This is a genomic window from Nocardia sp. NPDC058480 (assembly GCF_042720495.1).
Taxonomy (GTDB): Bacteria; Actinomycetota; Actinomycetes; order Mycobacteriales; family Mycobacteriaceae; genus Nocardia.
Map to the genome: position 1 here is coordinate 85684 of NZ_JBHXMN010000017.1, position 23278 is coordinate 108961.

Here is a 23278-nt window from a genome sequence, read left to right on the forward strand (position 1 = left end):
GATTCACTGCCTGACCTGTTCGGTTACCGAAACGGGGGTCCACCGGGTAATATCGCTCCCCGATGCAAGGAAGCAAGGCCCTGTAGCGCAGTTGGTTAGCGCGCCGCCCTGTCACGGCGGAGGTCGCGGGTTCGAGTCCCGTCAGGGTCGCAACACGACAAAAGTCCCCCACACCGATTCCGGTGCGGGGGACTTTCGCGTACTAGGAGGGCTGGGTCCGCAGGTCAGATGCGGTGGTCGATGCTGGTGATGCGGTGGCGGCCGGGGGCTACCTCGGTGGTGCGCATGATCTGGTCGATCTTCTCGGTGGTGGCGTCGCCGGGCCATTTCTGGTGGATGGTGACGTTCCACAGCGTGGGGTCGGCGGCGTCGGCCTTGGTGATGTGGACGCAGTACTTGACATCGAGGGGGAGCGAGCCGATGCCCGCGGCCAGGGCGGACGCGTCGCCCACGTGGGCGTTGTCGGTGACGAAGGAGCGGGCCTTGGCGGCGTCGCGGTCGACGTAGTAGCTGTATTCGAAGCCGAGGATGGCGCCCTCGGGGCTGGCGGTGTCGCCGCGTTCGGCGCTGATGGTGATCGAGGGGGTGCGGAAGGATTCGCAGCCGGACAGGGCGTGTGCCGGAAGTGGGGGGACCACCGTGGAAGTCGTTGCCCGCGTGCCGGAGACGGCGGCTTGGGTCGTGGTGGTCGGTTTGTCGGCGGGGCCGAGGAAGATGGTGGCGGCCAAGCCGAGAAGGACGACGAATAACAGCGCGCCGACAATGCCTTTGATCGCGGCCGCGGCCTTCACCTTGCCACCGCTTTCGTCATAGCGTTCGTCGTTGAAATTCTTGCGTGGGCGCCGCGCGATCTGGCCGCCGCCGCCGAAGTCCTTGAGGCGCGGCAACACCGGAATCTCGACGTGGTCGCCGCTCTGCTCGGTCGCGGTGGTGGTGGCCCAGTCGTTCCAGTCGACATCGTCGCCGCGCTGCGTCTCGATGGGCGCGTCGCCGTCGTTCCAGTCGTTCCAGTCGCCGGTGAAACCGTCGTCGTCGGCAGGATTTCGATACACCGGTTCGACGGGTGCGGGCTGGAACGGGCCGTCGTCGAACGGTTCCGGGTCCGGCGGCGGCCAGATCTCCGGGTTCGTGCCGATGGTCTGCGGCTCGGCCTCGCGCCGTCGCCTGCGCCGCCGTTTACCCTGCGGGCGACGGCGGCCGGGCGGCGTGGCCTCCGGCGATGCGAAGTAGGCACCGAACGGATTGTCCATGCGGGTGTCCTACGCCGGCGCCGGGACGACTCCCGGTTGACCGTGTCTTGGTGCGGCGGAGGGCTTTTCGGTCTCCTGATCCTGCTGGGGACGAGCGGCAGGCGGCACCACGCCGCCTTGCATCGGCTGCTGAGCGGGCGCGGGGGTGCTCGGAGTCTGCTGGGGCTGTTCGGTTTTCGGCGGCTGATTCGACTGGAACGGCGCAGCAGGCGCGGGGGTTTCCGGCTTCGCCGAAGCACCGCTGTCGTTGTTCGCCCCGGCGCCCGTGTTGGTACCGCCGCCGGTGCTTGTGCCGCCACCCAATCCGCCGAACAAGGTGTTCGTGCCGGTCCCACCGCCATTGGTCGACGGTGCGGTGGGCGTGGTGCCCGCGGGTGCGGTGGACGTGCCGCCCTCGGTTCCGGCGGCATTCGCGGCGAGCGTGTCGATCCCCGTCGTCGCCAACTCCGAACCCTTGTCGAGCCCGTGCATCGCGACTTCGGCGATCTTGTCGATCAGATGCGTACCGAAGGTGACACCGGCATCGATCGCCGCGGTTCCCAGTGACACCCCACCGTCGATCAGGGCCTCTTGCAACGCGATCTGCGCCGCTGTCGCCGGATCGATGTTGTCGTCGTCGTCATCCCAGGACGAGTCGTCCCACGACGATGTATCGGATCCGCCGGTGCCGAGAACATAGACCCCGGGCGCCACCTCCGTCGCGCCGGTGGGCACGGTCACCCCATTGGTCCCGCCGAGATCGCTGGTGAGCCCCCTGGTGTCTCGGGTGTACTGGTCCATCTCGGTGCTGGCGTTACCCACCACCCCGACCGCTTCCGAAATGGCCTCTTCGGCGAGTTCGACGATGGCGTCCAGGTTGTTGCCGTTCACCGCGGGCGCGGCCTTCTTCGCCTTGGCCCGGAAGTCGGCGATGATCGCATCGACCTTGGCGGCCGCGGTCGACTGGGTCGAATGCGCCTGCCCGAGCAAGGTACTCAGTCTGGTCCCACGATCGGCCGCGGCCGAGACCTCGGTCGCGGTCTGGCGCAACGCTGGTGTCGCGGGCGCCGCGGTCTCGGTCGACTCGAGCGCGTACAGCCCGAGCCGATGCGGGTCCTCGGTAGCCGTAGTGGCGGCCGACGCCGAGGTCAGCGCGGCGACCACCGAGGCATCGGGATCGGCAGAAGTATTACTGCCCAACGAGCTACGCAACTCGAGCAACGGCACTTCGAGCAGCGCGATCACCGGCGCGATCTTCGCCTCGGCCTCCGCGGGCGTGATCGTGCTCAGCGTGGTCTCGGTAACCAGCGACTTGGAACGCATCACGCCACCTCACTCTCGGCTACCCGCAGATCGCCTGCCAGCCCGGTATCGATCCCGGTCACGGTGGCGCCGAAGCGATTCAAGATGTCCTGATAGGCGGTGACCAGATTGCCTGCGGTACTCAGTGTCGACGCGTGCTCGCCGGCGGCCTGTGTCCAGGCGGCGGCGAATTCACGCCCGAGCACGCCGAGCCCGGACAGGTCGACCCCGGCCGCGGTCGTCGTATCGTTGGCCGCTGTGCCAAGAAGTTCGGAAACCCGAGCTGCCGCACGCTGATAAGCGTCGAGCGCTGACGGGTCGAAGGACATTTCTGCCACGATGTCTGCCCCTTCACGATCGCGGATCCCGGCACGGCCGGTGCTGAAAAGCGTAACCACCGAGCGCCGTTTACGGGGGAGTCCAGTCCAGATGGACGGATCGATCTCGAGACTACGCAGGTCACGGACTTTCACCGCGAGGCGACCGTGGTACTGGTGTGACTGACGGGTCGGCGATCGAACTTAACCGGCGAGTAGGGTCAGCCACGTTATGGCCGTTCTGCTGATCGCACTGCTCGGGTTCGCCCTGCTCGACGCGCTCGACGTGCTGCTGGTGGCGATCACCACGGCCGTGGTCGCCGACGCCAGGCTGACCCGGCGCTCGCCGATGACGGGGGTGCTCAGCTTCCTCGGCGGCGTTTTCGCGGTCTCGGTGGCCTTCGGTGTGTGCGCTGTGCTCGGCATCGACTTCCTGGTCCGGCTCCTCGACTTCGAGCTGACGCCCGCTCTGCGCTACTGGGGTGAGCTGGTGATCGGCCTGGTGCTGATCGCGGTGGCCGCGCTCCCGGTGAACACCACCGCGTCCACCGGGGGCCGCTGGGTCGAGCCGGTGCGCAAGTACCCGTGGCTGATGGGCGTGATCGGATTCACTCTCGGTCTGGCGAAGGTGCCGACCTCGGTGCCGTACCTCGCGGCACTCGCGCTGCTGTCGGCACAGCGCCCACTGCCCCTGGTGTGGCCACTGATCGTGGCGGCCTACTGCGCGATCGCCCTGGTCCTGCCGCTGGTCGTGCTGGCATTGGCGCTGCGGCGAACGCCGCGCGCACGGCGGGTCTACCGCGTGCTCGTGCGGGGCATCACCCGCTTCGGGCCACCGGCGATCAGAGTGCTTTTCGTCGTGTTCGGCATCGGATTGGTCATCGACGCCCTTGTCCACGCGGGCCGATTGTGGTGAGCGCCCGCACGGCCACTCAGGAAAGCGTCAGCACCATCGAGTACCGTCATAACGAATCGATGACATGCCCCGTGCCCGCATCCTGGGCCGCGGGGCAATCCAGGTGAGCAGGGAGGGCGACCCTTGAGGGTTACCGTTGTTGTGCCGACCTACAACGAGCGGGAAAATCTGCCGGTGGCGGTAGAGCGGCTGACGGCTCTGCCGGTGTCGGATCTGCACGTGCTGGTGGTAGACGACAATTCACCCGACGGCACGGGTGACGTCGCCGACAAACTGGCAGCTGAGCTGCCGAATGTGGTGAGCGTGCTGCACCGCACCGAGAAGGACGGCCTCGGCCGCGCCTACATCGCGGGCATCACCGCGGCGCTCGACGAGGGTGCCGATGTGGTGATCCAGATGGACGCCGATCTGTCGCACCCCGCCGAGGTGATCCCGTCGATGCTCGAGAAGCTGAGCTCCGACGATGTCGGCGTAGCGCTCGGGTCGCGCTACGTGCCCGGTGGTTCGACCGCCGCGGAATGGAAGTGGTACCGCAAGGCGCTGTCGGCCTGGGCCAACTTCTACGTGAACCTGATCCTGCGCCTCGGCGTGAAGGACGCGACCGCCGGTTTCAAGGCCTGGAAGGCCGATACCCTGCGCGCGATCGACGTGGCCTCGATCCGCAGCAACGGCTATTCGTTCCAGGTCGAGATGAACTACCGCGCGATCAAGAAGGGCTACACGATCGCCGAGGTGCCGATCCGCTTCGAGGAGCGCACCATCGGTGCGTCGAAGATGAGCCTGAAGGTGCAGCTCGAGTCGGCGCTCATGCCGTGGAAGCTGCTGTTCGGCCGCTCGGTCTAGAACTCGACACGCGAAAGGCCCCGCCGGAGTTTCGGCGGGGCCTTTCGCTGTGGTTTCGAGTCACTTCGCGGTGATGCTGCGGCGCACACCTTCCAGCGCGATCACCATGACCGGCACCAGCACCGCATGCATCACCGAAAGGGCGACGGTCGAGGCGGCGTCGAAGTCGGCGTCGACGGTCATCGCGATGGTCGCGATCGACAGCAGCGAGCCGACCACCGCGGCGGTCCGCAGCACGCCGGTCCACAGGTAGGACACCAGCACGGCGACAGTCAGTCCGATCAGCAGCGGCACGGTCGACATCAGGATCACACCGCCGGGCGCGACGGATTCGACCTTGCCTTCCATCGTGACCGTGAACGACCCGCCCGCGGCGGCGCCGATGACCCAGACGATCAGATTCAGGACGACGGCGGCGACCGCGGCGCCCAGCACGGCGACGGGCCGGTTCAGCGCGGGGACGGTGTAGGTGGCGGGGGCGGTGGTGGTGGTCATGATGTTCTCCCTCATTCGGTGGTGAGACAAGCATCAAACCTAAACCAATGTTCATGTCAAGCCCTCGATCGAATTCGGTTGCGCCACATCGTTGAGACCCTGGTCATAGGGCCGGAACCTGATACCTACGACAGGTGGTCGTAGCATGGCGGCGTGGGCTCTCCGACGGATCACACCGCGCGCTTACGCGGCGCGGCAGTGGGTTCCGCGTCCGGAGCCGTCGCCGTGCTGGCGCACGGACTCGGTGGTGCCACCGCCGTTCCCGCCGGATCCGCCCTGACGCTGTTGTTCGCCGCGTGCGCCCTGATCGGTGTCGTCGTCACCGCACTGCCACGGGGGAACAGCGCGGTGTCGACCATGCTGGTGCTTGCCATCGGACAGGGCGTCGGGCACACCGCGCTCGCGCTGGGACATACGCAGCACCACCACACTGCCTCCGCCGCGATGCTGCTCGCCCACCTGGTGGCGATCCCGACGGGCGCGATCGCGATCCGCGCCGCCGAAGTCGGTGTGCGCCGGGCGATCACCAGCGTGCGACGGCTGGCCGTGGTGCTGGCGGGGGTCCCGTGCCAGGCCGCGCGTCCGGTTCGGCTGCCGCGCGCCGACGAGCGAGCGGTCCTGCGCCAACTCCTGCTTCGACCCGGTATCAGTCTGCGCGGTCCGCCTCGGGTGGGTAGCACCGTCGTTCACCCCGTTCCGGCGTAGCCGCCGAATTCCACCGCCCCGGTGGCTGATTCGCCATGCGCACCTGCCGGTCCGGGCTTCACCTCACCCGATGATCGGAGTTCTCCATGTCCTCGTATGCCCGTACCCATCTGCGTACACCCCGTGCCGCCCGCCGGCTCGGGGCCGCGACCGCACTGTCCGTACTCGCCGTGTTCGCCACCGCCTGCTCGAATTCTGAGACCACCCCCGCGTCGGCGGGTGACCGGATCAGCATGAGCGACCAGTGGATCAAGGCCGCCGACTCCGGCATGTCCGCGGCCTTCGGCAACCTGCGCAACACCGGCGACGTGCCGGTGACGCTGGTCGCCGCGACCAGCCCGGCCTCGGACCGGGTCGAGATCCACGAGGTCGTGCCCGACAGCACCGGGGCCAAGACCATGCGCCCCAAGGAGGGCGGCATCACCATCCCCGCGCACGGCGAAGTGACACTGAAGCCCGGCGCCGAGCATCTGATGTTCATGGACCTGAAGCAGCCACTGCGCACCGGCGCGCAAACCTCGCTCACCCTGACCTTCTCCGACGGCTCGAGCACCGTGGTCAGCGCCCAGGTGCGCGATTTCGCCGGCGGCAACGAGCACTACGCGCCGGGCGCCGAGAACCCGACCCACGGTGGCTGATCCGCATTCCGGGCTCTCCCGCCGCCGGTTGCTCGGCGGGGGAGCGGTGGCGGCGGGTGTCGTCGGTGCGGCCGGAATCGGCTGGGGTGCGGCCGGTCTCCCTGAACAGGAACGGGAACGAGACGCCGCGCTCGACACCGTGCCGTTCTACGGCACGCACCAGGCAGGCATCGAGACGACGCCACCCGGTCATGTCGCCTTCGCCGGTTTCGATCTCGCGCCCGGCGTCGGACGCGAAGACGTCATCGGCCTGCTCCGGATCTGGACCGACGACGCGTCGCGGCTCACCCAGGGCCTGCCCGCGCTCGCCGACACCGAACCGGAACTCGCGGCCAGGCCTGCCCGCCTGACGATCACGGCCGGTTTCGGCCCTGAGCTGTTCACCGTCGCCGGTCTGACCGCCCGACGGCCGAGCTGGTTGCGGCAGCTGCCACCGTTGCCCGTCGACCGGCTCGAGCCTGCCTACACCGGCGCCGACCTGGTACTCCAGGTCTGCGCCGAGGAGGCGACCACGGTCGCGCACGCGGTGCGGGTGCTGTCCAAGCATGTGCAGTCGCTGGTGACGGTGCGCTGGGTGCAGCGCGGCTTCCGGGACGCGCCACGTGGCCAGACCATGCGCAACCTCATGGGCCAGGTCGACGGCACCGTCAATATCGCCCCGCGCACGGTCGACTTCGATCGCCTGGTGTGGGACGACGGCACATCGGCGCCGTGGCTGAGGGGCGGCACCTCGCTGGTGTTGCGCCGCATCGCCATGGACCTCGACACCTGGGACGAACTCGACGCCGACGGCCGCGAACTGACCGTCGGCAGAAAGGTCACCACCGGTGCGCCGCTCACCGGCACCGCCGAGCACGACGAGCCCGACCTGACGGCGGTCGACCGCAACGGCATCCCGGTCATCCCGCCGTCGTCGCACGTCGCCCGCGCCAGGCACACCCACGACGGCGAACGGTTCCTGCGGCGCGGTTTCAACTACGACGAGGCGCCCGCGCCGGGGCAGTTGTCGAATTCCGGCCTGCTGTTCGTGGCCTATCAGCGCGATGTCGACGCCCAGTTCCTGCCGGTGCAGCGGCGACTGGCGGAGTTCGACGCGCTGAACGAATGGACGACACCCGTCGGTTCGGCGGTGTTCGCGGTTCCGCCCGGCGTTCCCGCTGCCGGGAACTATCTCGGGCAGCAGTTGTTCGAGAACTGAGGGGAGTCCGGCCGGGTGCGCCACCGCGCCCGGCCGGTCGTCAGTCGGGTTCCGGCCAGTTCAGCAGGGTGTTCTCGAACAGTTGCCGGACGCGCTCCACCTCGTCGTCCATGTCGGCGGGGTCCCAGCCGGAGACGTCGATCGGCGACAGCACCGCGACGTCGACGATGCCGGAGCGGGCGATAGGTGAATCCCGCCAGGCGATTTCGCCCGCGTTGCGCAGCACGATCGGGATCACCGGCACGCCCGCCTGGATGGCGATGTGGAAGGCGCCCTTCTTGAACGGACCGACATGCGGGGTGTACGAGCGGGTGCCCTCGGGTGCGACGGCGATGGACAGTCCGTCGCGCAGGGTCGAAACCACCGGGGCGAGTGCGGCTTTCGCCGCCTCGGTGTTGGTGCGGTCGATGAAGGTGACGCCGACGAATCGCATCAGCGGACCGAACAGGGGGTGGTTGGCGAGTTCCTTCTTGCCGATGCCGGTGACCGCGCCGTCGAGGACCTTCGGGACGATGATGACGTCGAACTGGCTCTGGTGGTTGAACAGGAATACCGCGGGCCGTGGCGCGCGGGCATTCTCGATGCCGACCACGCGCAGTTGTACGTCGATGGCGCGCAGGGTGGCGGTAGTGGCGTCGTGCATGAGTGCGTCGGCCATCGTCTGACGCTTGCCGGTATAGGACTTGCGCAGTACGCCGACCAGCGCGCCGCCGATGAGTCCGGCGAATCCGGCGATGGTGCGCAGGTAGTCGATGGGGCGTGGGGCTCGGCGCAGGCGGAAAGTCAGGGTGGGCCAGTCGTTGGCCGTGGCGATCGCGGCCAAGGCTGGGTCGGGGTCGATGACAGTCGGCCGCTCGGCGAGTTCCAGAAGCGGCAGGTCGGACACGCTGTCGGCGTAGACATAGCCGATCTCGCGCCCGGCGGCGAATTCGGTGACAGCCGCCGACTTTCCGGTGCGCCACAGCGGTGCGCCCTCGGTGTGCCCCGTCAGTGCCCCGTCGTCGACGGCGAGTTGGGTGCACAGCACGTTGTCGATGCCCAGCCGCTCGGCGACGGGCTGCACCTGGAATCGTGACAGCTCGCTGACCAATATCACTGTGTGACCGGCCAATTGGTGCGCACGCACGAGGTGCCACGCTTCGGGAAACAGCCGCCCGTAGATCTCTTTGCGGAATGCCGTGCGGCCCAGTTGCTCGAGGTCGGCCTCCGACGCGCCCGCCCATGTTCGCTCGACGGCTTGGAGGAAGCGGCCGTAGTCGCCGTCGCTACCGCCGCGCTGGATGCCGCCGAGGAGGGTGGCCAGACGATCGTCACCGCGCCGGAATATCTTGCGCGCCAGGCTACGCCGGGGCAGACCGTCGACAACGGTGCCACCGAAATCGAACACCGCGGCGACCTGCGCACCTTGCGGGCCCGACCGGATCGCGGCAACGGCTTCGGCGAGTGTGCTCATCAGTTGGTGTTCCTGTTCGACGGATCGAGCGAGGCCGCCCGTGCGATGCGGTCGCCGAGATCGCGCAGCTGGTCGGCGAATTCCTGGCGCTTGTCCTTCAATTCGGCCTCGGTGCCCTCGGCCGCGGGCGCGATGAGGCCGTGGTTGTCGGCCAGTTTCCATGCGCTGGTGAACAATTCCGACGACACCGATTCCGGACTGTGCAACCGCTGCTGCAACAGCATCTGCTTGCCGACCGCCACGCATTCGTCGATGAATTCCTTGCGATCGATCGTCGCGTCGGCGGGCCGGGCAACCAGCCGCTCGGCCACCACCAGCTGCGCGTCGAAGAACGACCGCAGCACGCGGTGCGCCATCACGAACCCGGATTCGGTGACAGCGGTGAGGAATTGGCGATCGAGTCGGTCATCGGGCGTGTGCTCGTCCCATTCGGGCACGATGAGACGCACCTCCTCGATGATCTGATCGGCGAACTCCTGCCGTTCCGGGAAGAAGAACTCGAACTTGAGCAGGTCGCGCAGCGCGAACGCCGCCCGCCATGCCGAACGCAGTGGGTCCTCACCCGGCTGCTCCACCGCGGTGAGGGCCGCCAGCTCGAGAATGGCGCGGTTGACGAACCAGTGCACCGCGCTGTTGCGGTAGAACGCCGCCTCGAGATGCGCGCCGGGTTCGATCGCGTACACCGGTTCCAGCCCACCGCGATACACGGTGACCACCCCCGCCAGCGCGAGCTGCTCGAGCACCACCCGCAGGCCCTGCTCATCGCGCAGCGTGGTGAGCTCGCCGCTGGGCAGTCCACGACCGGCGATATAGCCGAGCACCGGGTCGAGCACCGTGCGCACCTGGCCGAGGGTGAGCGCGCGCTCGTGCACACCGAGCAGGGCCAGGGTGACCAGCGCGTTGACGGTGATCGGGGTGACCTCGTTGATGCCGACCGCGACATCGAAGGCCAAGCGCTGCACGGCTTTGTGCTCGGCGGCGGCGAGATCGGTCTCGTCGGGAGAGCTGGCCGACCCGGTCTCGGTGTCACGCAGTGGGATGGTCACCGGCCGCAGGTCCAGCGGATCACCGTGCACGCCGAGTCGTTCACGGGCCGAAATCGGTTCGCCGAACCGCACATACACGCGACCGGCCGAATGCTGCTGCAGACGAACATATTTCGCGAGCCAGCCGATGCCCTCGGCCTTCTTGGTGCCACCGGCCTGTTCGCTGGCGATCGCGCCGAGCTCGTTGAGCCGCTCATAGGTGATCGAGACCGGCACGAGCATCACATCGTCGACGCGACGCGACCGGACCGCGGCGGCAAGGTAATTGAGGAGGCCGTAGCGCGGCGGGCGCAGCTTGCCGGTCCTGGTGCGGCCGCCCTCGAAGTACCACTCCATATTGAAGCGCTTGGCCAGCAGGTAGGCGAAGTATTCCTCGACCACTGCCTTGTAGACCTCGTCGTCGCCGAAGCTGCGCCGGATGAAGACCGTTCCGGTGCGCCGCGCGATCGGTCCCATCGGCCAGAAGTTGAGGTTCGCGCCGCCGATCACGTGGTTGGGCGGAAAGTCATTGCGCGCCAGCACGTCACCGAGGACGAACGCGTCCACATAGGAGCGGTGCGAGGGCAGGAACACCAGCGGGTGCTTGCGGTTGAGTTTGCGCAGCGCGTCGAGGCCGCGCAGATCGGTGTCGACCTTCCAGGTCGAGGCGTGCACCGGGCGCATCGCCTGGGTGAACAGGTCCGAGACCAGCCTGCTCTGCGCGGCGACCAGTTCGCGCAGCGCCTTCTCCGCGTTGCGATACACCTGGTCGGGTTCGGAGCCGGTCTCGTCAGCGATGTAGTCGAGCTTGCGCTGGAATTCGGGGGAGTCGAGGATCTCCTCGGCCACCAGCTGGGGCACCTTGTATCGATCGCCGATCACGGTGCGTTCGGCGCGTTCGAGCGCGACCACCGCGGCGCGCACCACCGCGCGCGCGAACGGGTCGGCCGAGCCGGCCCGCAGCAGCGCCGCGGCCTCGGGATTGTTGGTGCGCAGCGCGCTGAGCCGGGCGGGTGCGCCCACGAGAACGCGGTGGCGGTCGGGTTCGGTGCGCAGCAACCTGCGCTGCGCGAGCCGGTTGGGTTTGCGTGGATTGGTGAGCATCGCCAGGTCGGCGAAGGTCACCCGGCGCACACCGTCGCGTTCGGGCGGCAGCCACAGCACCCGGACCGGGACCACCAGCGGGTCGTCGTGCCTGCCGACGAGGCGTGTGGTGATGGCCTTCGCGTCGAGGTCGAGCTGGGTCACCGGGGCCGTCGAGTCGATCTCCCTGCCGAGACCACCCTGGGCGATCCAGTCGCCGATCACTTCGCGTTCGACGCCGGAGGCCGCGTCGACCAGGGCGACCACCGAGTCTGCCTGCGGGCCGCGCCGCCCACCTTTGTCGATCATTACTCCATTCAAGCCGCAGATCTGGCTCGGCGCATCGAACTTGGGTTACAGCGCGTTGCGTGGGCGCGTGCGCAGGAGCGGCTCGCGCTCGGAGGCAGGACGGGGCTCGAGTGGGGGAGCCGGGCGGGAGTGGCGAAGAATACCCAGCTTGGGTCTGGATAAACGGCGAGGTAATGCTAACCTAACCAGGCTAAGTTAGGTCAGCTTTACCTTGGAGGATCGTTGTCGTCGACGGAACAACCCGTACGGGTGGAGTATGTGACCGACCCGGCGGCAGCGATGTCACGCCTGGCCGTTTCGGATCGGTTCGGCGAGTACGTGATGTACGAACAGCCCGGTGCGTGGGTATTCGCCGCCGATCCGCTCGGCAGCGTGGAACTGGACGCCGGTGAGCTGCGCACGGTGTGGGGTGAGAAGACCACCGCTCGCGCGTGGACCGGGAGCCCGGCCACCGCCATCGACGCCGCGCTGGCAGGCCTGCCGCTCGACGGTCGCAACGCCTACGGCTGGATCGGCTTCGAATTCTGCGCCTACTCGCTCGCGGCGACCCACTATCTCAATCCGCTGACCTCGTTGGCGCACCTGATGATTCCGCGGATCGAGGTGCGCATCGACGCCACCGGCGTGCGGATCAGCGGCGCCACCCCGAATGAAGCGTGTGACATCCACGATCTGATCGCCGGCTCGCAGGGTGTCGACCTGCCGGTCGCGACGCCGATCGACGTGCGGCCCGACCCGACGAACTACCAGGAACGAGTCGCCACGGCCGTCGCCGAGATCCGGTCCGGCAGCTATCAGAAGGTGATTCTGTCGCGCAAGGTCGAGCTGCCGTTCCCGGTGGACGTGCCGGCGACCTATCGCCTCGGCCGGGCCAACAACACACCGGCCCGCTCGTTCCTGCTGCGGCTGGGTGGGCTCGAAGCGGCCGGGTTCAGCCCCGAGCTGGTGGCCTCGGTCGACGACGATCGCATCGTCACCACCGAACCGCTGGCCGGTACGCGCGCGTTCGGACTCGGTATCGAGGCCGACGGTGCCGCCCGCGCCGAGCTGCTCGCCGACCCGAAAGAGATCGTGGAACACGCGATTTCGGTGCAGACCTCCTTCGCCGAGATCGCCGAGGTGGCCGTGCCGGGCACCTCCGCGGTCTCCGATTTCATGGCGGTGCGCGAGCGCGGCAGCGTGCAGCACCTGGCATCCACGGTGCGCGGCACACTGGCCGCCGACCGCACCGCATGGGACGCGCTCGAGGTGCTGTTCCCGTCGGTGACCGCTTCCGGCATCCCCAAGCGCGCGGGCGTCGACTCGGTGTTCCGCAATGACCACGATCCGCGCGGGCTGTATTCGGGTGCGGTGGTGTGTGTTTCGCCGACCGGTGCGCTCGAGGCGACGCTGGTGCTGCGGGCGATCTATCAGACCGGTGAAGGTGCGTGGTTGCGCGCCGGCGCGGGGATCGTCGGCCAGTCGCGCCCCGAGCGTGAGTTCGAGGAGACCTGCGAAAAGCTGGGCAGCGTAGCGCCTTACGTGGTCAAGGCTCGGTCCAGCTGAACGACCGAAACCTGCTGCCGGAGGGGCATGTCGGGACAACTGGTTTCGGAGTACATGGGTAACTCCAGGTACTCACATGGGAGAGCTTTCGGTTGATGGCGTCGTCAAGTGCGAACAGCGCGAGAGGTCTACGCTTCGACGCTCAAACCCGGGTGGGGGTGCCAGGTGGAAATAGCCCAGATGACGATCAGGTCGATGACGATGATCGTCACTGACCACCATGGGTAGTAGGGCAGGGACAGGAAGTTGGCGATGATCGACAGGGCGGCCAGGCAGTAGGCGAAGACCCGGGCCCAGGTCGCGGTCACCATCATTCCGATGGCGACAGCGACGAGCAGCACGCCGAGCACGAGGCTGATCCACCCCCAAGTGCTGACGTCGAATGCGTAGGTGTAGTCGCTGGGGATCAGGAATATTTCATCTTTGGTGATGCCAGCTATGCCGCGCAGGATGTTCAGTGTGCCCGACACCAGGAGCATGATCGCCGCGAGCATGGTGACGCCCGCGGCGAGTCCCTGGCGGACGGGATGTGAAGTACTGGTCATGCCTCGACGGTATGGCTGTCGGTGATGGTCCGGATCCCCCGTTATGGGTGAACTGAGAGACTCTTTCATGGCGAAGGCCTTGCTGAGGTGTGCGAGGAAGGCGAGTCAGGCGCGGGCTTGTCGGCTGCGTTCTTCTCGGATTCGGGCATCGCACCGCCGATCAGGACATCGGCCCAGCGGGTGGACGGGTCGATATCGAGCAGCAATGCCTTGACCAGCAGAGTCAACGGGATTGCCAGCACCGCACCGAGCGGGCCGAGTACCCATGCCCAGAAGACGAGTGACAAGAACGTCAGCGTCACACTCAATCCCACTGCGTCGCCGACGAACTTGGGCTGGATGATCGACTGGATCACGAAGTTGATCACGCTGTAGATCACTATCACCCAGATCATCAGAGTCGGTCCGCTGTCGAGCAGCGCCAGTAGCGCGGGCGGGATCACGCCGATGACGAACCCGATATTGGGGATGTAGTTGGTGATGAACGACAGCAGTGCCCACAACACGGGCAGCGGCACTCCGAGCAGCCACAGCGCCCCACCGTCGATGACGGCGACAATCGCGCCGAAAACGGTGGAAACCAGCAGATATTTGCGTGTGCCCTGGACGAAGCCGATCAAGGCCTGTCCGATACCGGGCCTTTCCGCGGCGACCACGGCGATGCGCTGACCGATGCTCATCGCATCGATCGCCATGAACAGCAGGAGCGCGACCACGAAGACGAGATTGGAGAACAACCCGAGGACACCCAGGAGGATGTCGTCGAGCAAACTGACGAGTTTGCCCATGTCCAAGCTATGTAGTGCCTTCTGGACCTGGTCGGGCCCGACTCCGGCGTCGGCAAGCCAACGGCGCAGATTGTCGAGCAGATTGTTCAGTCGTTCGGTGTATTGCGGAAGTTGTGTGGCGAGCTGCGCGATCGACAGTGCGAGCGCGCCTGCCAGGGCGAGCAAGATGGCGACGACCGCCGTGAACGAGCTGATCATCGCCAACCATGCGGGCCAGCCGCGACGCACGGCGAATTGGCGCACCGGTTGTACCGCGAGGGTCAGTGTGAGAGCCAGAAAGGTCGGCCCGAGGATCCCGGCGAACGCCTTCATCCCGGCGATGGCCACGATCGTCGCGGCGATCGCCAAGAGGACGATCAGGCCGCGCGGTATGGACCAGGCGGGCACCGTATTCGTATCAGCTGGCGAGGTATGTGCAGCCACGGTACTCCCATCGTCGCGCCGTTTCGTCGGACGGGCACACGGCTCGGTCGTCCGACAGTACGGTCGCCGACCCCCGCTGACCTCGCCCGTTACGGATGAAATCGACCGCATGAAGCCGGGTACATAGTTCACCCGGAAGGTGTGAGGCGCCCTGCGAACGGCCCGCCTAGCGTCTTGGCATGGGCTCAGTAATCGGCGGCCTTTTGCCGCTAGCTGTGGGTGTCGCGCTGTCGCCCGTACCGATCATCGCGGCCATTCTGATGATCCTGTCCGAGAATGCAGGCGGCGCCGCCAAGGGGTTCGCTGCGGGCTCGCAGCCGCCCGACTCGGTCTGCTGCTCGACAGTCTTCGGCAGTGGTTGCGGCTCAACAATCATGCGGTGATGGCGATCGTGCTGCTGATCATGGGCGCCGTTGTTGTCGGCAAAGGCATCGGTGGGTTGCGGTAAGAGGAGGAATCGTGGCGCTGTCGATACCTGTGTTCGAGTCACTGCACGGCTACCGGCGGGCGTGGTTGCGGCCTGATGTGATCGCCGGCCTCACCGTATGGGCGGTCATGGTGCCCGAAGCATTGGCCTACGCGACGATCGCGGGGGTGGCGCCGGTTGTCGGCCTGTACGCGGCGGTCCCGTCGCTGGTCCTCTACGCGCTGGTCGGCAGTTCGCGGCATCTGATAGTCGGCCCGATGTCGGCGACAGCAGCCCTGTCAGCGGCGATCATCGCCCCGATAGCGGGTGCTGACAACGGCCGCTACCTCGTGTTGTCGACAGCGTTGGCCATCGCGACCGGGATCGTCGGTCTGCTCGCCGGTCTCATCCGGCTCGGCTTCATCGCCGCGTTCATCTCCGAACCGGTACTCAAAGGCTTCATCGTCGGCCTCGCCCTGATCATCATCATCGGGCAGGTGCCCAAGCTGCTCGGCATCGACAAACACGAAGGCAACTTCTTCGAGCAGACGTGGGGCATCATCACCGAGCTGGGCCACACCCACTGGCGCACTCTGGCGATCGGTCTGATCAGCCTGGCGCTGGTGCTCGCGCTGCGCCGCTGGCTGCCGTTCATCCCCGGTGCGCTGGTCGCCGTGGCGTTCGGCACGGTCGCTGTGGCGGTGCTCGGACTCGACGAGAAGAACGTCGCGATAGTTGGCCATATCGACTCAGGGCTACCCGCCCTCGGGCTGCCGTCGGGCGTGTCCTTTCGCGACTACCTCGACCTGCTGGGACCAGCGGTCGGGGTGTTGTTGATCGGCTTCGCCGAGGGCCTCGGCGCGGCGAAAACCTATGCGGCCAAGGCCGGGTACGCCATCGACCCGAACCGGGAACTGCTCGGCCTCGGTGCGGCCAATCTCGGCGCGGGGTTCAGCTCGGGGATGGTCGTCAATGGCAGTTTGTCCAAGACAGCCGTCAATGGTGGCGCCGGGGCGAAGACCCAGCTCAGCGGGCTTATTGTCGCCTGCCTCACCCTGATCACATTGCTGTTTCTGACCGGGCTGTTCGAGAAATTGCCGGATGCGACATTGGCGGCCATCGTGATCGCGGCCGTCATCGAGCTGGTCGACATCGCCGCCCTGCGCCGCCTCTACCGCGTCTGGACGCACCTGCTCGGCAGCATCTACGGCAAAGCGGCGCGCGCCGATTTCCTGGCCGCGATGGCTGCGATGCTGGGTGTGCTGTTCTTCGACACGCTGCCGGGTCTGCTCATCGGCATCGGTGTGGCGATGTTGCTGCTGGTGTACCGGGCCTCACAACCGCAGGTGACCAGGCTCGGCAAGGAAGGATCGTTGTGGGTCGCCGCCGAGCGGCACCTGGACGCGGCGACGCGCCCCGATCTGCTGGTCGTACGGGTCGAATCGGGATTGTTCTTCGCCAACTCCGACTATGTGAAGGACCAGATCGAAGGGCTGTGCACCGACCGCACTCGCATGGTCGTCCTCGACGCCGAGACCTCGCCGTCGATCGACGTGACTGCCGCGGCGATGCTGCTCGCGTTGCGTGACGCGCTGGCGGCCCGGCGTATCGGGTTCGCGATCGCGCGCCCGATAGCCCAGTTCGGTGACGCGCTCGGCTCGGCCGAGCACGGCGACGTCCCGATCCCGATCCATTCCACCGTCGCTGCCGCTGCCGCGGCCCTGCCCGGGTCATGAACGTGCTCGCCTGCCGAAAGGAAAGCAGATGAATGGCATTTTGGTCGCCCTGGTCGGAGCGCTGTTGTGCTTCTACGGGATTCGCTCGGTCAACTTGGGCTTGCTCGCGATCGGATTCGGTCTGGGCTGGCTGATCGCCGACCTGTTCAATGCGAGTTTCTGGTGGTTGCTGTTGGTCGGACTGATCGGCGCGGTGTCGGTCTGGGCGGTCACCTCGCTGGTGTTCCGTTTCGCCGCCTATTTCATCGGCGGTCTCACCGGCGTGATGATCGGCACCAAACTGGCGACGGTCTTGCAGCCCGGCGACAAGAACTTCGCCTTGAGCATGATCGTCGCGCTCGCGATGGGTGTGGCGGGCGCGTTCCTGGCGCAGAAGTTCCGGGCCCGTGCGCTGCTGTGGTTGACCTCGATCGGCGGCGCGAGCATGGTCTGCAGCGGTGTCGCGCGGTTCAGCGACTCGCTGTCGTTCCTGCGCGATCCCGAAACCGGCTGGCAGCAGGTCACCGCCACCCTGGCCTGGGCGGGTCTTTCAGTCCTCGGCTGGATTACGCAGCGTCATCTTTTCGCCGAGAAGCTCGGTATCGAGCACCTGGTCGGCGACGACGAGCCGGACATGAGAGACCGCAACGGCGGGTGGCCCGGGAAATAACCTGGTCGGGCGAAATTCACCCGCTTAGGGTGAGGTCGCCTGCCCCTCCTGATGTGATGCTGCGGTCAACCGATTTCGTGGAAGGGATCTGATGACAACCCAGCAGGAAGCCTCCACCAGCATCGAAGCCGCGAACGACAGCGTGCAGCGCACGCTACCTTTCGACGACACACAGGATTTCGCTGACGCTGAGCGAGGGCTCATCGCCCGGTTGTCGCCAGCGGTGGTGCGCAACGACGACGGCGCGGTGGTGTGGGACAGCGGCGCGTATTCCTTCCTCGATGACGAGTGCCCGCCGACGGTGAATCCGAGCTTGTGGCGGCAGTCGAAATTGGTTGCGATGCAGGGCTTGTTCGAAGTCACCGACGGCATCTATCAGATCCGTGGGCTCGATCTGTCGAACATGACCTTGATCGAGGGCGAGACCGGTGTGATCGTGATCGACCCGCTGATCTCGGTCGAAACGGCCGCGGCGGGGCTCGCGCTGTACCGCGAGCATCGTGGTGACCGGCCGGTGACCTGTGTGATCTACACCCATTCCCATATCGATCACTTCGGTGGGGTCAAAGGTGTGACGACCGAACAGGACGTCGCCGCCGGCCGGTGCCCGATTCTGGCCCCGGTGGGATTCACCGAGCACGCGGTCGAGGAGAACGTCTATGCCGGAACCGCGATGGGGCGGCGTGCGGCGTATATGTACGGCGCGGCGCTGCCTCGCGGACCACTGGGTGCCGTCGGCGCCGGGCTGGGGGCGACGACCTCGACCGGGATGGCGACGTTGATCGCGCCCACGGTGCAGATCGACCACACCGGCCAGACCGTGATCCTCGACGGGGTCCGGATCGAGTTCCAGATGACGCCGGGTACCGAGGCCCCTTCGGAGATGAACTTCTACTTTCCCGACCGGCGCGCACTGTGCATGGCCGAGAACGCCACCCACACCCTGCACAATCTGCTGACGCTGCGTGGCGCGCTGGTGCGTGACCCGCATGTGTGGTCGAAGTACCTGACCGAGGCGATCAACCGCTACGCGGGCCGCGCCGACGTCGTGTTCGCCTCCCATCACTGGCCGACCTGGGGGACCGAACGGCTCACCGAGTTCCTGTCGGTGCAGCGTGACCTCTACGGCTACCTGCATGACCAGACGTTGCGGGCTTTGAACAAGGGCGCCACGGGGATCGAGATCGCCGAGGAGATCCAGTTGCCTCCGGCGATCGAGAAGTCCTGGTCCACCCGCGGCTACTACGGCTCGGTCAGCCACAACGTCAAGGCGATCTACCAGCGGTACATGGGCTGGTTCGACGGCAATCCGTCAACTCTGTGGCAGCACCCACCCACCGAATCGGCCCGTCGCCACCTGGATTTCATGGGTGGCGCCGACGAGGTCGTCGCCAAGGCGCGAAAGTCCTACGCGGACGGCGACTTCCGGTGGGTCGCCCAGGTGCTGAACTACGTGATTTTCGCCGAGCCGGACAATGCCGAGGCAAAGGAGTTGCAGGCCGACACGCTCGAACAGCTCGGCTACGGTTCCGAGAATGGCACCTGGCGCAATTTCTTCCTGATGGGCGCCTACGAGTTACGCAACGGCAGCGTCGGCACCCCGACGGTCACCGCCGCGCCGGACATCATGGCCGAGCTGTCGGTCGAGCAGGCGTTCGACGCCGTCGCATTGCGGGTAGACGGTCCGCGGGCATGGTCGGCGTCGATCGTCATCGATTGGCGGATAGCCGATTCCGCGAATGTGCATCGCACTCAGCTACGCAACGGGCTGCTCGTCCATTTCGATGTCGAGGGCGACCTACCGGCCGCCGAGCTCACGGTCACGCTCAGCGAATCGGATCTACGGGCAGCCCTGCTCGGTGGCGAGGATCTGCAGAAGATGGTCTCGGCGGGCCGGGTCTCCATCGACGGTGACGCCGGCAAGCTGGCCGAGCTGGTCGGCTACCTGGATGCCCCCGACCCGGACTTCGCCATCGTGACACCCTGATTCGCACCGCGTCGACCACGAAGGGATCGCCGCATGCTGGGATTTCTGGTTCCCGCAGATCAGCGTCGCTCGTTGGACGAGCTCACCGACAAGCTGGATCTGTCCGTCGGCGATGCTCCCGCGAAGCGGTCGGCGTTCTGGATCATGCTGGTGCTGTCCGCGGTGATCGCGATTTCCGGTGTCATCGGTGACTCCACCGCGACAGTGATCGGTGCGATGATCGTCGCTCCGCTGTCGATTCCGATCCTCGGTGTGGCGCTCGGGGTGGTCACCGGACGAGCGGCGCTGGTCGGTCGCAGTCTGATTCTGGTGCTGGCGGGGGTCGTCGTCGTTGTCGTGTTGGGGTTCGTGTTCGCGCAGTTACTGCCGAATCCGGTCAATGTTCTGTCGAACGCGCAGGTCGTGGGACGAACGTCACCGAAGCTGATGGATCTGACCGCGGCCTTGGCGACCGGGCTGGTAGCGGCGGTCGCGATCACGCGCCGTGACGTCGGTGATGTGCTGCCCGGTGTCGCGATCGCGATTTCACTGGTGCCCCCGCTCGGTGTTGTCGGGGTATGTCTGGGTTCGCAGGCGCCCTCGCTCGCGCTCGGTGCGTTCGTGCTGTTCGCGTCGAATGTCGTCGCCATGATCATCACCGTGACAACGGTGCTGCTCATCTCGGGCTACGCCGGGGAGGCCGAGGCATCGACCGCCCGCCGGGGTCGCGCCTATCTGGTGCTGGGTGCCGCGCTGGTGCTGGTGGCGATACCGATGGTGATCAACTCGCTGTCGACCCTGTGGGCGAGGCAGATCGGCGACGCGACGCGCGACTGGCTGGGCGATGCGCCGGGCGCGCAGGTCGTCGACGTGTCGGTACAGGGCGATATCGCGACAATCTCGGTGCTCGGTCCCCAACAGTTGCCGCCGGTCGCCGAGTTGCAAGACGCGGTGAATGATCTCGTGCCGTGGGATCCGAAGGTGGTCGTCGTCCATACAGTCGGGGCCAGACTCCAGCAGTGACCGGCGAGCATGCCGAACGACCGGCGCGGCGGGCCTCTGATCGGCTCCGCGGCGCTGGTCGTTCGTTGGCAGGTCAGCCGAGCAGCTGGGCCTTGGCTGCGGCGAACTCTGCATCGGATAACGCGCCGGCGGAATGCAGCTCGCTCAACTGTTTCAGCTTCCCGACCATGTCCTCCGGTTCTGCGGTCGGTGGCGTGGGCGGGGGAGCGTAGGCGGGCTGCTGCGCAGGCGCTTGCTGCGTGTATGCCTGCTGCTGGTCGGCGTATGCCTGGTGTTCGGCCGAGCGCCTGGCGGCCCTGTTGTTGATCGCGTTGGAGGTGGCGGTGGCAGTGCCGGCGACCACCGCGGTCCGCGCCATCGCCCCGAGTAATCCCGGCCGCCCGATGCGGCCTCGTCGTAGCGGCATATCTGCTCCTTCCTAGGCCGTCATCGCGGCGGATACCGCGGATTCGACGACGTCACGGGGTACCGGCACCTGCAGCGCGACCTCGCCCTCGACGCCGCGTACCGCTGATGCCAGTCGCATGGCCCAGGTCTGCTCGAAGACCAGGATCAGGACCGTACTCCCGGGTTCCAGCGACGCGCGCACGACTTCGACATCGGAGTCGCTGACCAGGTCGATATCGGCGGCGGTGAGCCCCGTGAGACCCACCTCGGTCAGGTTGTCGTCGATCTCGGATTCGGTGATCGTGCCCGCCTCGTCCATCGTCAGCACCACCATGTCCAGCAGCGTTATCAGCCCGTTCCCGACGACCTCGGCGACCGCGTCAGTGACGGACGAGTCGATAGTGGTGCCGGGAAAGGCGAGGACGACGAATTCGACCGGGCCGAGCACAGGTGTTGATCCCATCCCGCGATGGTGCGCCGTAGCGCCCTCGGGCGCCTCACCCGATTCGGGTGAACCGTCGAATCCGGTCTCCTCCGCCAGGCGCCGACCTCACCCGGTTCGGATGATGCGCATCGCGATTCGGACTTGGGATGATCGCCGGACCTGAACCATACGGCGGGCCCGAAGGAGCGTGGCATGCGTAACCCATTCGCGGGTCAGCGCATGACGAAGGCCGATGTTGTCGCGGGTGTGCCAGGCGGGATCGGCGGTGTCCCCGATGGGATGGCGGCTGGTCTGCTGGCCGGGGTCAGCCCGGTACACGGGCTCTACGCGAGCTTGGCCGGACGATTCTTCGGTGGCATCGGCACCAGTACCAGGTTGATGGTGGTCACCACGACCGGCGCGTCTGCTCTGGCGGCGGGTTCGGTGCTCACCGACATCGCGCCCGAGGAGCGGTCCGCCGCCATGGTGGTGCTGACCTTGGTCGCCGGTATCGCCATGCTCGTCGCCGCTGTGCTGCGGCTCGGCCGCTACACAAGGTTCGTCTCGCATTCGGTGATGACGGGATTCCTGCTCGGCGTCGCGGCGAACATCGTGTTCGGGCAGCTGCCCGTGCTCGTCGGCGCGCCGTCGGAAGGGTCGGTGGCCGCGCTGAAGGCACTGCACGTGGTGTTGCATCCGCGCCAGATCGACTGGCGCTCGGCCGTGGTCGGTGGTCTCGCGGTCCTGCTGCTTTTCGCCGTCGCGCGGACCAGGTTCCGGACCGTCGCCTCGCTGGTCGGGCTCATCGTGCCGACCGCGTTGGTGATCGCCCTCGGGTGGGATTCGGTGGCGACGGTGTCGGACGCGGGCGAAATTCCTCGCGGATTTCCCCTGCCGCAGGTGCCCGAGCTGAGCTTGTTGTCGCCGTCGCTGATCGCGGGGGCGCTCGCGGTGACCGTCATCGTGCTGGTCCAAGGCACCGGCGTCGCCGAATCGGCGCCGAACCCGGACGGTTCCCGCGCGAAGACCGACCGCGACTTCTGCGCGCAGGGCATCGGCAACCTCTTCGCCGCTCTGTTTCGCGGCATGCCGGTGGGTGGCTCGCTGGGACAGACCGCGATCAATGTGAGCTCCGGGGCGCGCACCAGATGGGCGGGGATGTGGTCGGGACTGTGGATTCTGGTGATCCTCGTCGCGCTCAGCGGGGTGGTTGGCCGGGTGCCGATGCCGACCTTGGCGGCGATCCTCATGTTCGCCGCGGTCGGCTCGATGAACATCGATCAGGTCGTCGCGATCTGGAGCAGCGGCAGCATCTCGCGCACCGCGCTCGGCGTCACCTTCGTCGCGACCCTGCTGCTACCGGTGACCGCCGCGGTCGGGGTCGGCGTGGCGATCTCGCTGCTGATGCAGCTCAACCAGGAGGCGATCGACCTGAAGGTCGTTCGGCTGCGGGTGGAGGGTGAGCACCTGCTCGAGTCGATCGTGCCGAAACACCTGTCCGACAACGAGATCGTGATCCTGGACGTGTACGGCAGCCTCTTCTACGCGGGCGCGCGCACCCTGCAGTCCCGGCTGCCCGACCCTACCGGCGCCAGGGACTGTGTGGTCATCCTGCGGCTGCGGGGCAGGGCCAGCGTCAGTTCGACCTTCCTGCACATCATCGCCGACTACGCGCGCCGCCTCGACGCGACGGGCGGACGCCTCTATCTGAGCGGTATCGATCCGCGGATCCGCGCGGTGTGGACTGACGAGCTGCTCGACGGCCAAGGCATCAAGATCGAGTTCTATCCGGCATCCAGCACCATCGGCGAATCGACGTTGTCGGCCTACGCCGACGCCGAGGTTCGGATCAACGAGCGACGGAGGTCCTGAC

At 67.0% G+C, this 23278-nt stretch carries 21 protein-coding genes, 1 tRNA gene and 1 pseudogene; 13 read left to right on the forward strand and 10 right to left on the reverse strand.

The window, feature by feature from the left end:
• Positions 1 to 76: 76 nt before the first annotated feature.
• Positions 77 to 150: transfer RNA gene (locus ACFWO8_RS28490), tRNA-Asp, on the forward strand.
• Positions 151 to 224: 74 nt separating this feature from the next.
• Here the strand turns inward: ACFWO8_RS28490 and ACFWO8_RS28495 are convergent.
• Genes ACFWO8_RS28495 through ACFWO8_RS28505 form a run of 3 tightly spaced genes read right to left on the reverse strand, consistent with a single transcriptional unit; the run spans position 225 to position 2869 of the window.
• Positions 225 to 1250 carry a hypothetical protein gene (locus ACFWO8_RS28495; RefSeq protein WP_378967500.1) on the reverse strand — a complete coding sequence of 342 codons (1026 nt, stop codon included), beginning with the start codon at positions 1248 to 1250 and terminating at the stop codon, positions 225 to 227.
• A 9-nt stretch (positions 1251 to 1259) separates the two neighbouring features.
• Positions 1260 to 2552, reverse strand: a complete 1293-nt coding sequence (locus tag ACFWO8_RS28500) for a hypothetical protein (RefSeq protein WP_378967504.1) — start codon at positions 2550 to 2552, stop codon at positions 1260 to 1262.
• On the reverse strand, positions 2552 to 2869 hold the full coding sequence (locus ACFWO8_RS28505) for a hypothetical protein (RefSeq protein WP_378967508.1): 318 nt from the start codon (positions 2867 to 2869) through the stop codon (positions 2552 to 2554). Before ACFWO8_RS28505 ends, ACFWO8_RS28500 begins: the two co-directional genes overlap by 1 nt.
• A 211-nt stretch (positions 2870 to 3080) precedes the next feature.
• On the opposite strand from ACFWO8_RS28505, the gene ACFWO8_RS28510 reads away from it, so the two are divergent.
• Entirely contained in the window at positions 3081 to 3764 is a 684-nt protein-coding gene (locus ACFWO8_RS28510) for a GAP family protein (RefSeq protein WP_378967518.1), read from the forward strand.
• A gap of 123 nt (positions 3765 to 3887) precedes the next feature.
• Entirely contained in the window at positions 3888 to 4607 is a 720-nt protein-coding gene (locus ACFWO8_RS28515; protein WP_378913959.1) for a polyprenol monophosphomannose synthase, read from the forward strand.
• 60 nt (positions 4608 to 4667) lie between these two features.
• Here the strand turns inward: ACFWO8_RS28515 and ACFWO8_RS28520 are convergent, their stop codons facing one another.
• On the reverse strand, positions 4668 to 5102 hold the full coding sequence (locus tag ACFWO8_RS28520) for a DUF6069 family protein (protein ID WP_378967529.1): 435 nt from the start codon (positions 5100 to 5102) through the stop codon (positions 4668 to 4670).
• Between the two features lie 153 nt (positions 5103 to 5255).
• Between ACFWO8_RS28520 and ACFWO8_RS28525 the strand changes: the two genes are divergently transcribed.
• From ACFWO8_RS28525 to ACFWO8_RS28535, 3 genes are all read left to right on the forward strand, one after another.
• Positions 5256 to 5807, forward strand: coding sequence for a hypothetical protein (locus tag ACFWO8_RS28525; RefSeq protein WP_378967534.1), 552 nt, complete (start codon positions 5256 to 5258; stop codon positions 5805 to 5807).
• An 86-nt stretch (positions 5808 to 5893) separates the two neighbouring features.
• Positions 5894 to 6445: a copper chaperone PCu(A)C gene (locus tag ACFWO8_RS28530; RefSeq protein ID WP_378967543.1), complete on the forward strand. Its 552-nt coding sequence runs from the start codon at positions 5894 to 5896 to the stop codon at positions 6443 to 6445.
• Positions 6438 to 7643, forward strand: a complete 1206-nt coding sequence (locus tag ACFWO8_RS28535; protein ID WP_378967549.1) for a Dyp-type peroxidase — start codon at positions 6438 to 6440, stop codon at positions 7641 to 7643. The genes ACFWO8_RS28530 and ACFWO8_RS28535 overlap by 8 nt, the downstream gene beginning before the upstream one ends.
• A gap of 40 nt (positions 7644 to 7683) precedes the next feature.
• Here the strand turns inward: ACFWO8_RS28535 and ACFWO8_RS28540 are convergent, their stop codons facing one another.
• Both ACFWO8_RS28540 and ACFWO8_RS28545 read right to left on the reverse strand, forming a co-directional pair.
• Complete coding sequence (locus tag ACFWO8_RS28540) at positions 7684 to 9096, reverse strand: HAD-IB family hydrolase (RefSeq protein ID WP_378967556.1); 1413 nt, start codon at positions 9094 to 9096, stop codon at positions 7684 to 7686.
• Positions 9096 to 11513, reverse strand: a complete 2418-nt coding sequence (locus ACFWO8_RS28545) for a glycerol-3-phosphate 1-O-acyltransferase (protein ID WP_378967561.1) — start codon at positions 11511 to 11513, stop codon at positions 9096 to 9098. The genes ACFWO8_RS28540 and ACFWO8_RS28545 overlap by 1 nt, the downstream gene beginning before the upstream one ends.
• 249 nt (positions 11514 to 11762) lie before the next feature.
• Here ACFWO8_RS28545 and ACFWO8_RS28550 point away from each other — a divergent pair, with 249 nt between their 5' ends.
• Entirely contained in the window at positions 11763 to 13058 is a 1296-nt protein-coding gene (locus ACFWO8_RS28550; RefSeq protein WP_378967574.1) for a salicylate synthase, read from the forward strand.
• Between the two features lie 128 nt (positions 13059 to 13186).
• Here the strand turns inward: ACFWO8_RS28550 and ACFWO8_RS28555 are convergent, their stop codons facing one another.
• Together ACFWO8_RS28555 and ACFWO8_RS28560 are read right to left on the reverse strand one after the other, a co-directional pair.
• Positions 13187 to 13603 (reverse strand): hypothetical protein, encoded by a 417-nt coding sequence (locus tag ACFWO8_RS28555; RefSeq protein ID WP_378967586.1) that lies wholly within the window; start codon positions 13601 to 13603, stop codon positions 13187 to 13189.
• Between the two features lie 65 nt (positions 13604 to 13668).
• Positions 13669 to 14778: an AI-2E family transporter gene (locus tag ACFWO8_RS28560; RefSeq protein ID WP_378967596.1), complete on the reverse strand. Its 1110-nt coding sequence runs from the start codon at positions 14776 to 14778 to the stop codon at positions 13669 to 13671.
• A gap of 215 nt (positions 14779 to 14993) precedes the next feature.
• Between ACFWO8_RS28560 and ACFWO8_RS28565 the strand changes: the two are divergent.
• The 5 genes and pseudogenes from ACFWO8_RS28565 to ACFWO8_RS28585 all read left to right on the forward strand — a co-directional run.
• Positions 14994 to 15125, forward strand: a pseudogene (locus ACFWO8_RS28565) (GAP family protein); the annotation flags it as partial.
• Positions 15126 to 15273: 148 nt separating this feature from the next.
• Positions 15274 to 16956, forward strand: a complete 1683-nt coding sequence (locus tag ACFWO8_RS28570; protein WP_378967603.1) for a SulP family inorganic anion transporter — start codon at positions 15274 to 15276, stop codon at positions 16954 to 16956.
• Positions 16957 to 16984: 28 nt separating this feature from the next.
• The gene (locus ACFWO8_RS28575) at positions 16985 to 17605 is read left to right on the forward strand and encodes a DUF4203 domain-containing protein (RefSeq protein ID WP_378967610.1); all 621 of its coding nucleotides are present in this window, start codon (positions 16985 to 16987) and stop codon (positions 17603 to 17605) included.
• Between the two features lie 91 nt (positions 17606 to 17696).
• Positions 17697 to 19592, forward strand: a complete 1896-nt coding sequence (locus ACFWO8_RS28580; protein WP_378967622.1) for an alkyl/aryl-sulfatase — start codon at positions 17697 to 17699, stop codon at positions 19590 to 19592.
• Between the two features lie 33 nt (positions 19593 to 19625).
• Positions 19626 to 20594, forward strand: coding sequence for a DUF389 domain-containing protein (locus ACFWO8_RS28585; RefSeq protein WP_378967633.1), 969 nt, complete (start codon positions 19626 to 19628; stop codon positions 20592 to 20594).
• Between the two features lie 73 nt (positions 20595 to 20667).
• Here the strand turns inward: ACFWO8_RS28585 and ACFWO8_RS28590 are convergent, their stop codons facing one another.
• Both ACFWO8_RS28590 and ACFWO8_RS28595 read right to left on the reverse strand, forming a co-directional pair.
• Positions 20668 to 21000, reverse strand: a complete 333-nt coding sequence (locus tag ACFWO8_RS28590; RefSeq protein ID WP_378967645.1) for an SHOCT domain-containing protein — start codon at positions 20998 to 21000, stop codon at positions 20668 to 20670.
• Between the two features lie 12 nt (positions 21001 to 21012).
• On the reverse strand, positions 21013 to 21444 hold the full coding sequence (locus ACFWO8_RS28595; protein WP_378967650.1) for a DUF6325 family protein: 432 nt from the start codon (positions 21442 to 21444) through the stop codon (positions 21013 to 21015).
• A gap of 174 nt (positions 21445 to 21618) precedes the next feature.
• Here ACFWO8_RS28595 and ACFWO8_RS28600 point away from each other — a divergent pair, with 174 nt between their 5' ends.
• Complete coding sequence (locus tag ACFWO8_RS28600; RefSeq protein WP_378967659.1) at positions 21619 to 23277, forward strand: SulP family inorganic anion transporter; 1659 nt, start codon at positions 21619 to 21621, stop codon at positions 23275 to 23277.
• Position 23278 lies beyond the last annotated feature (1 nt).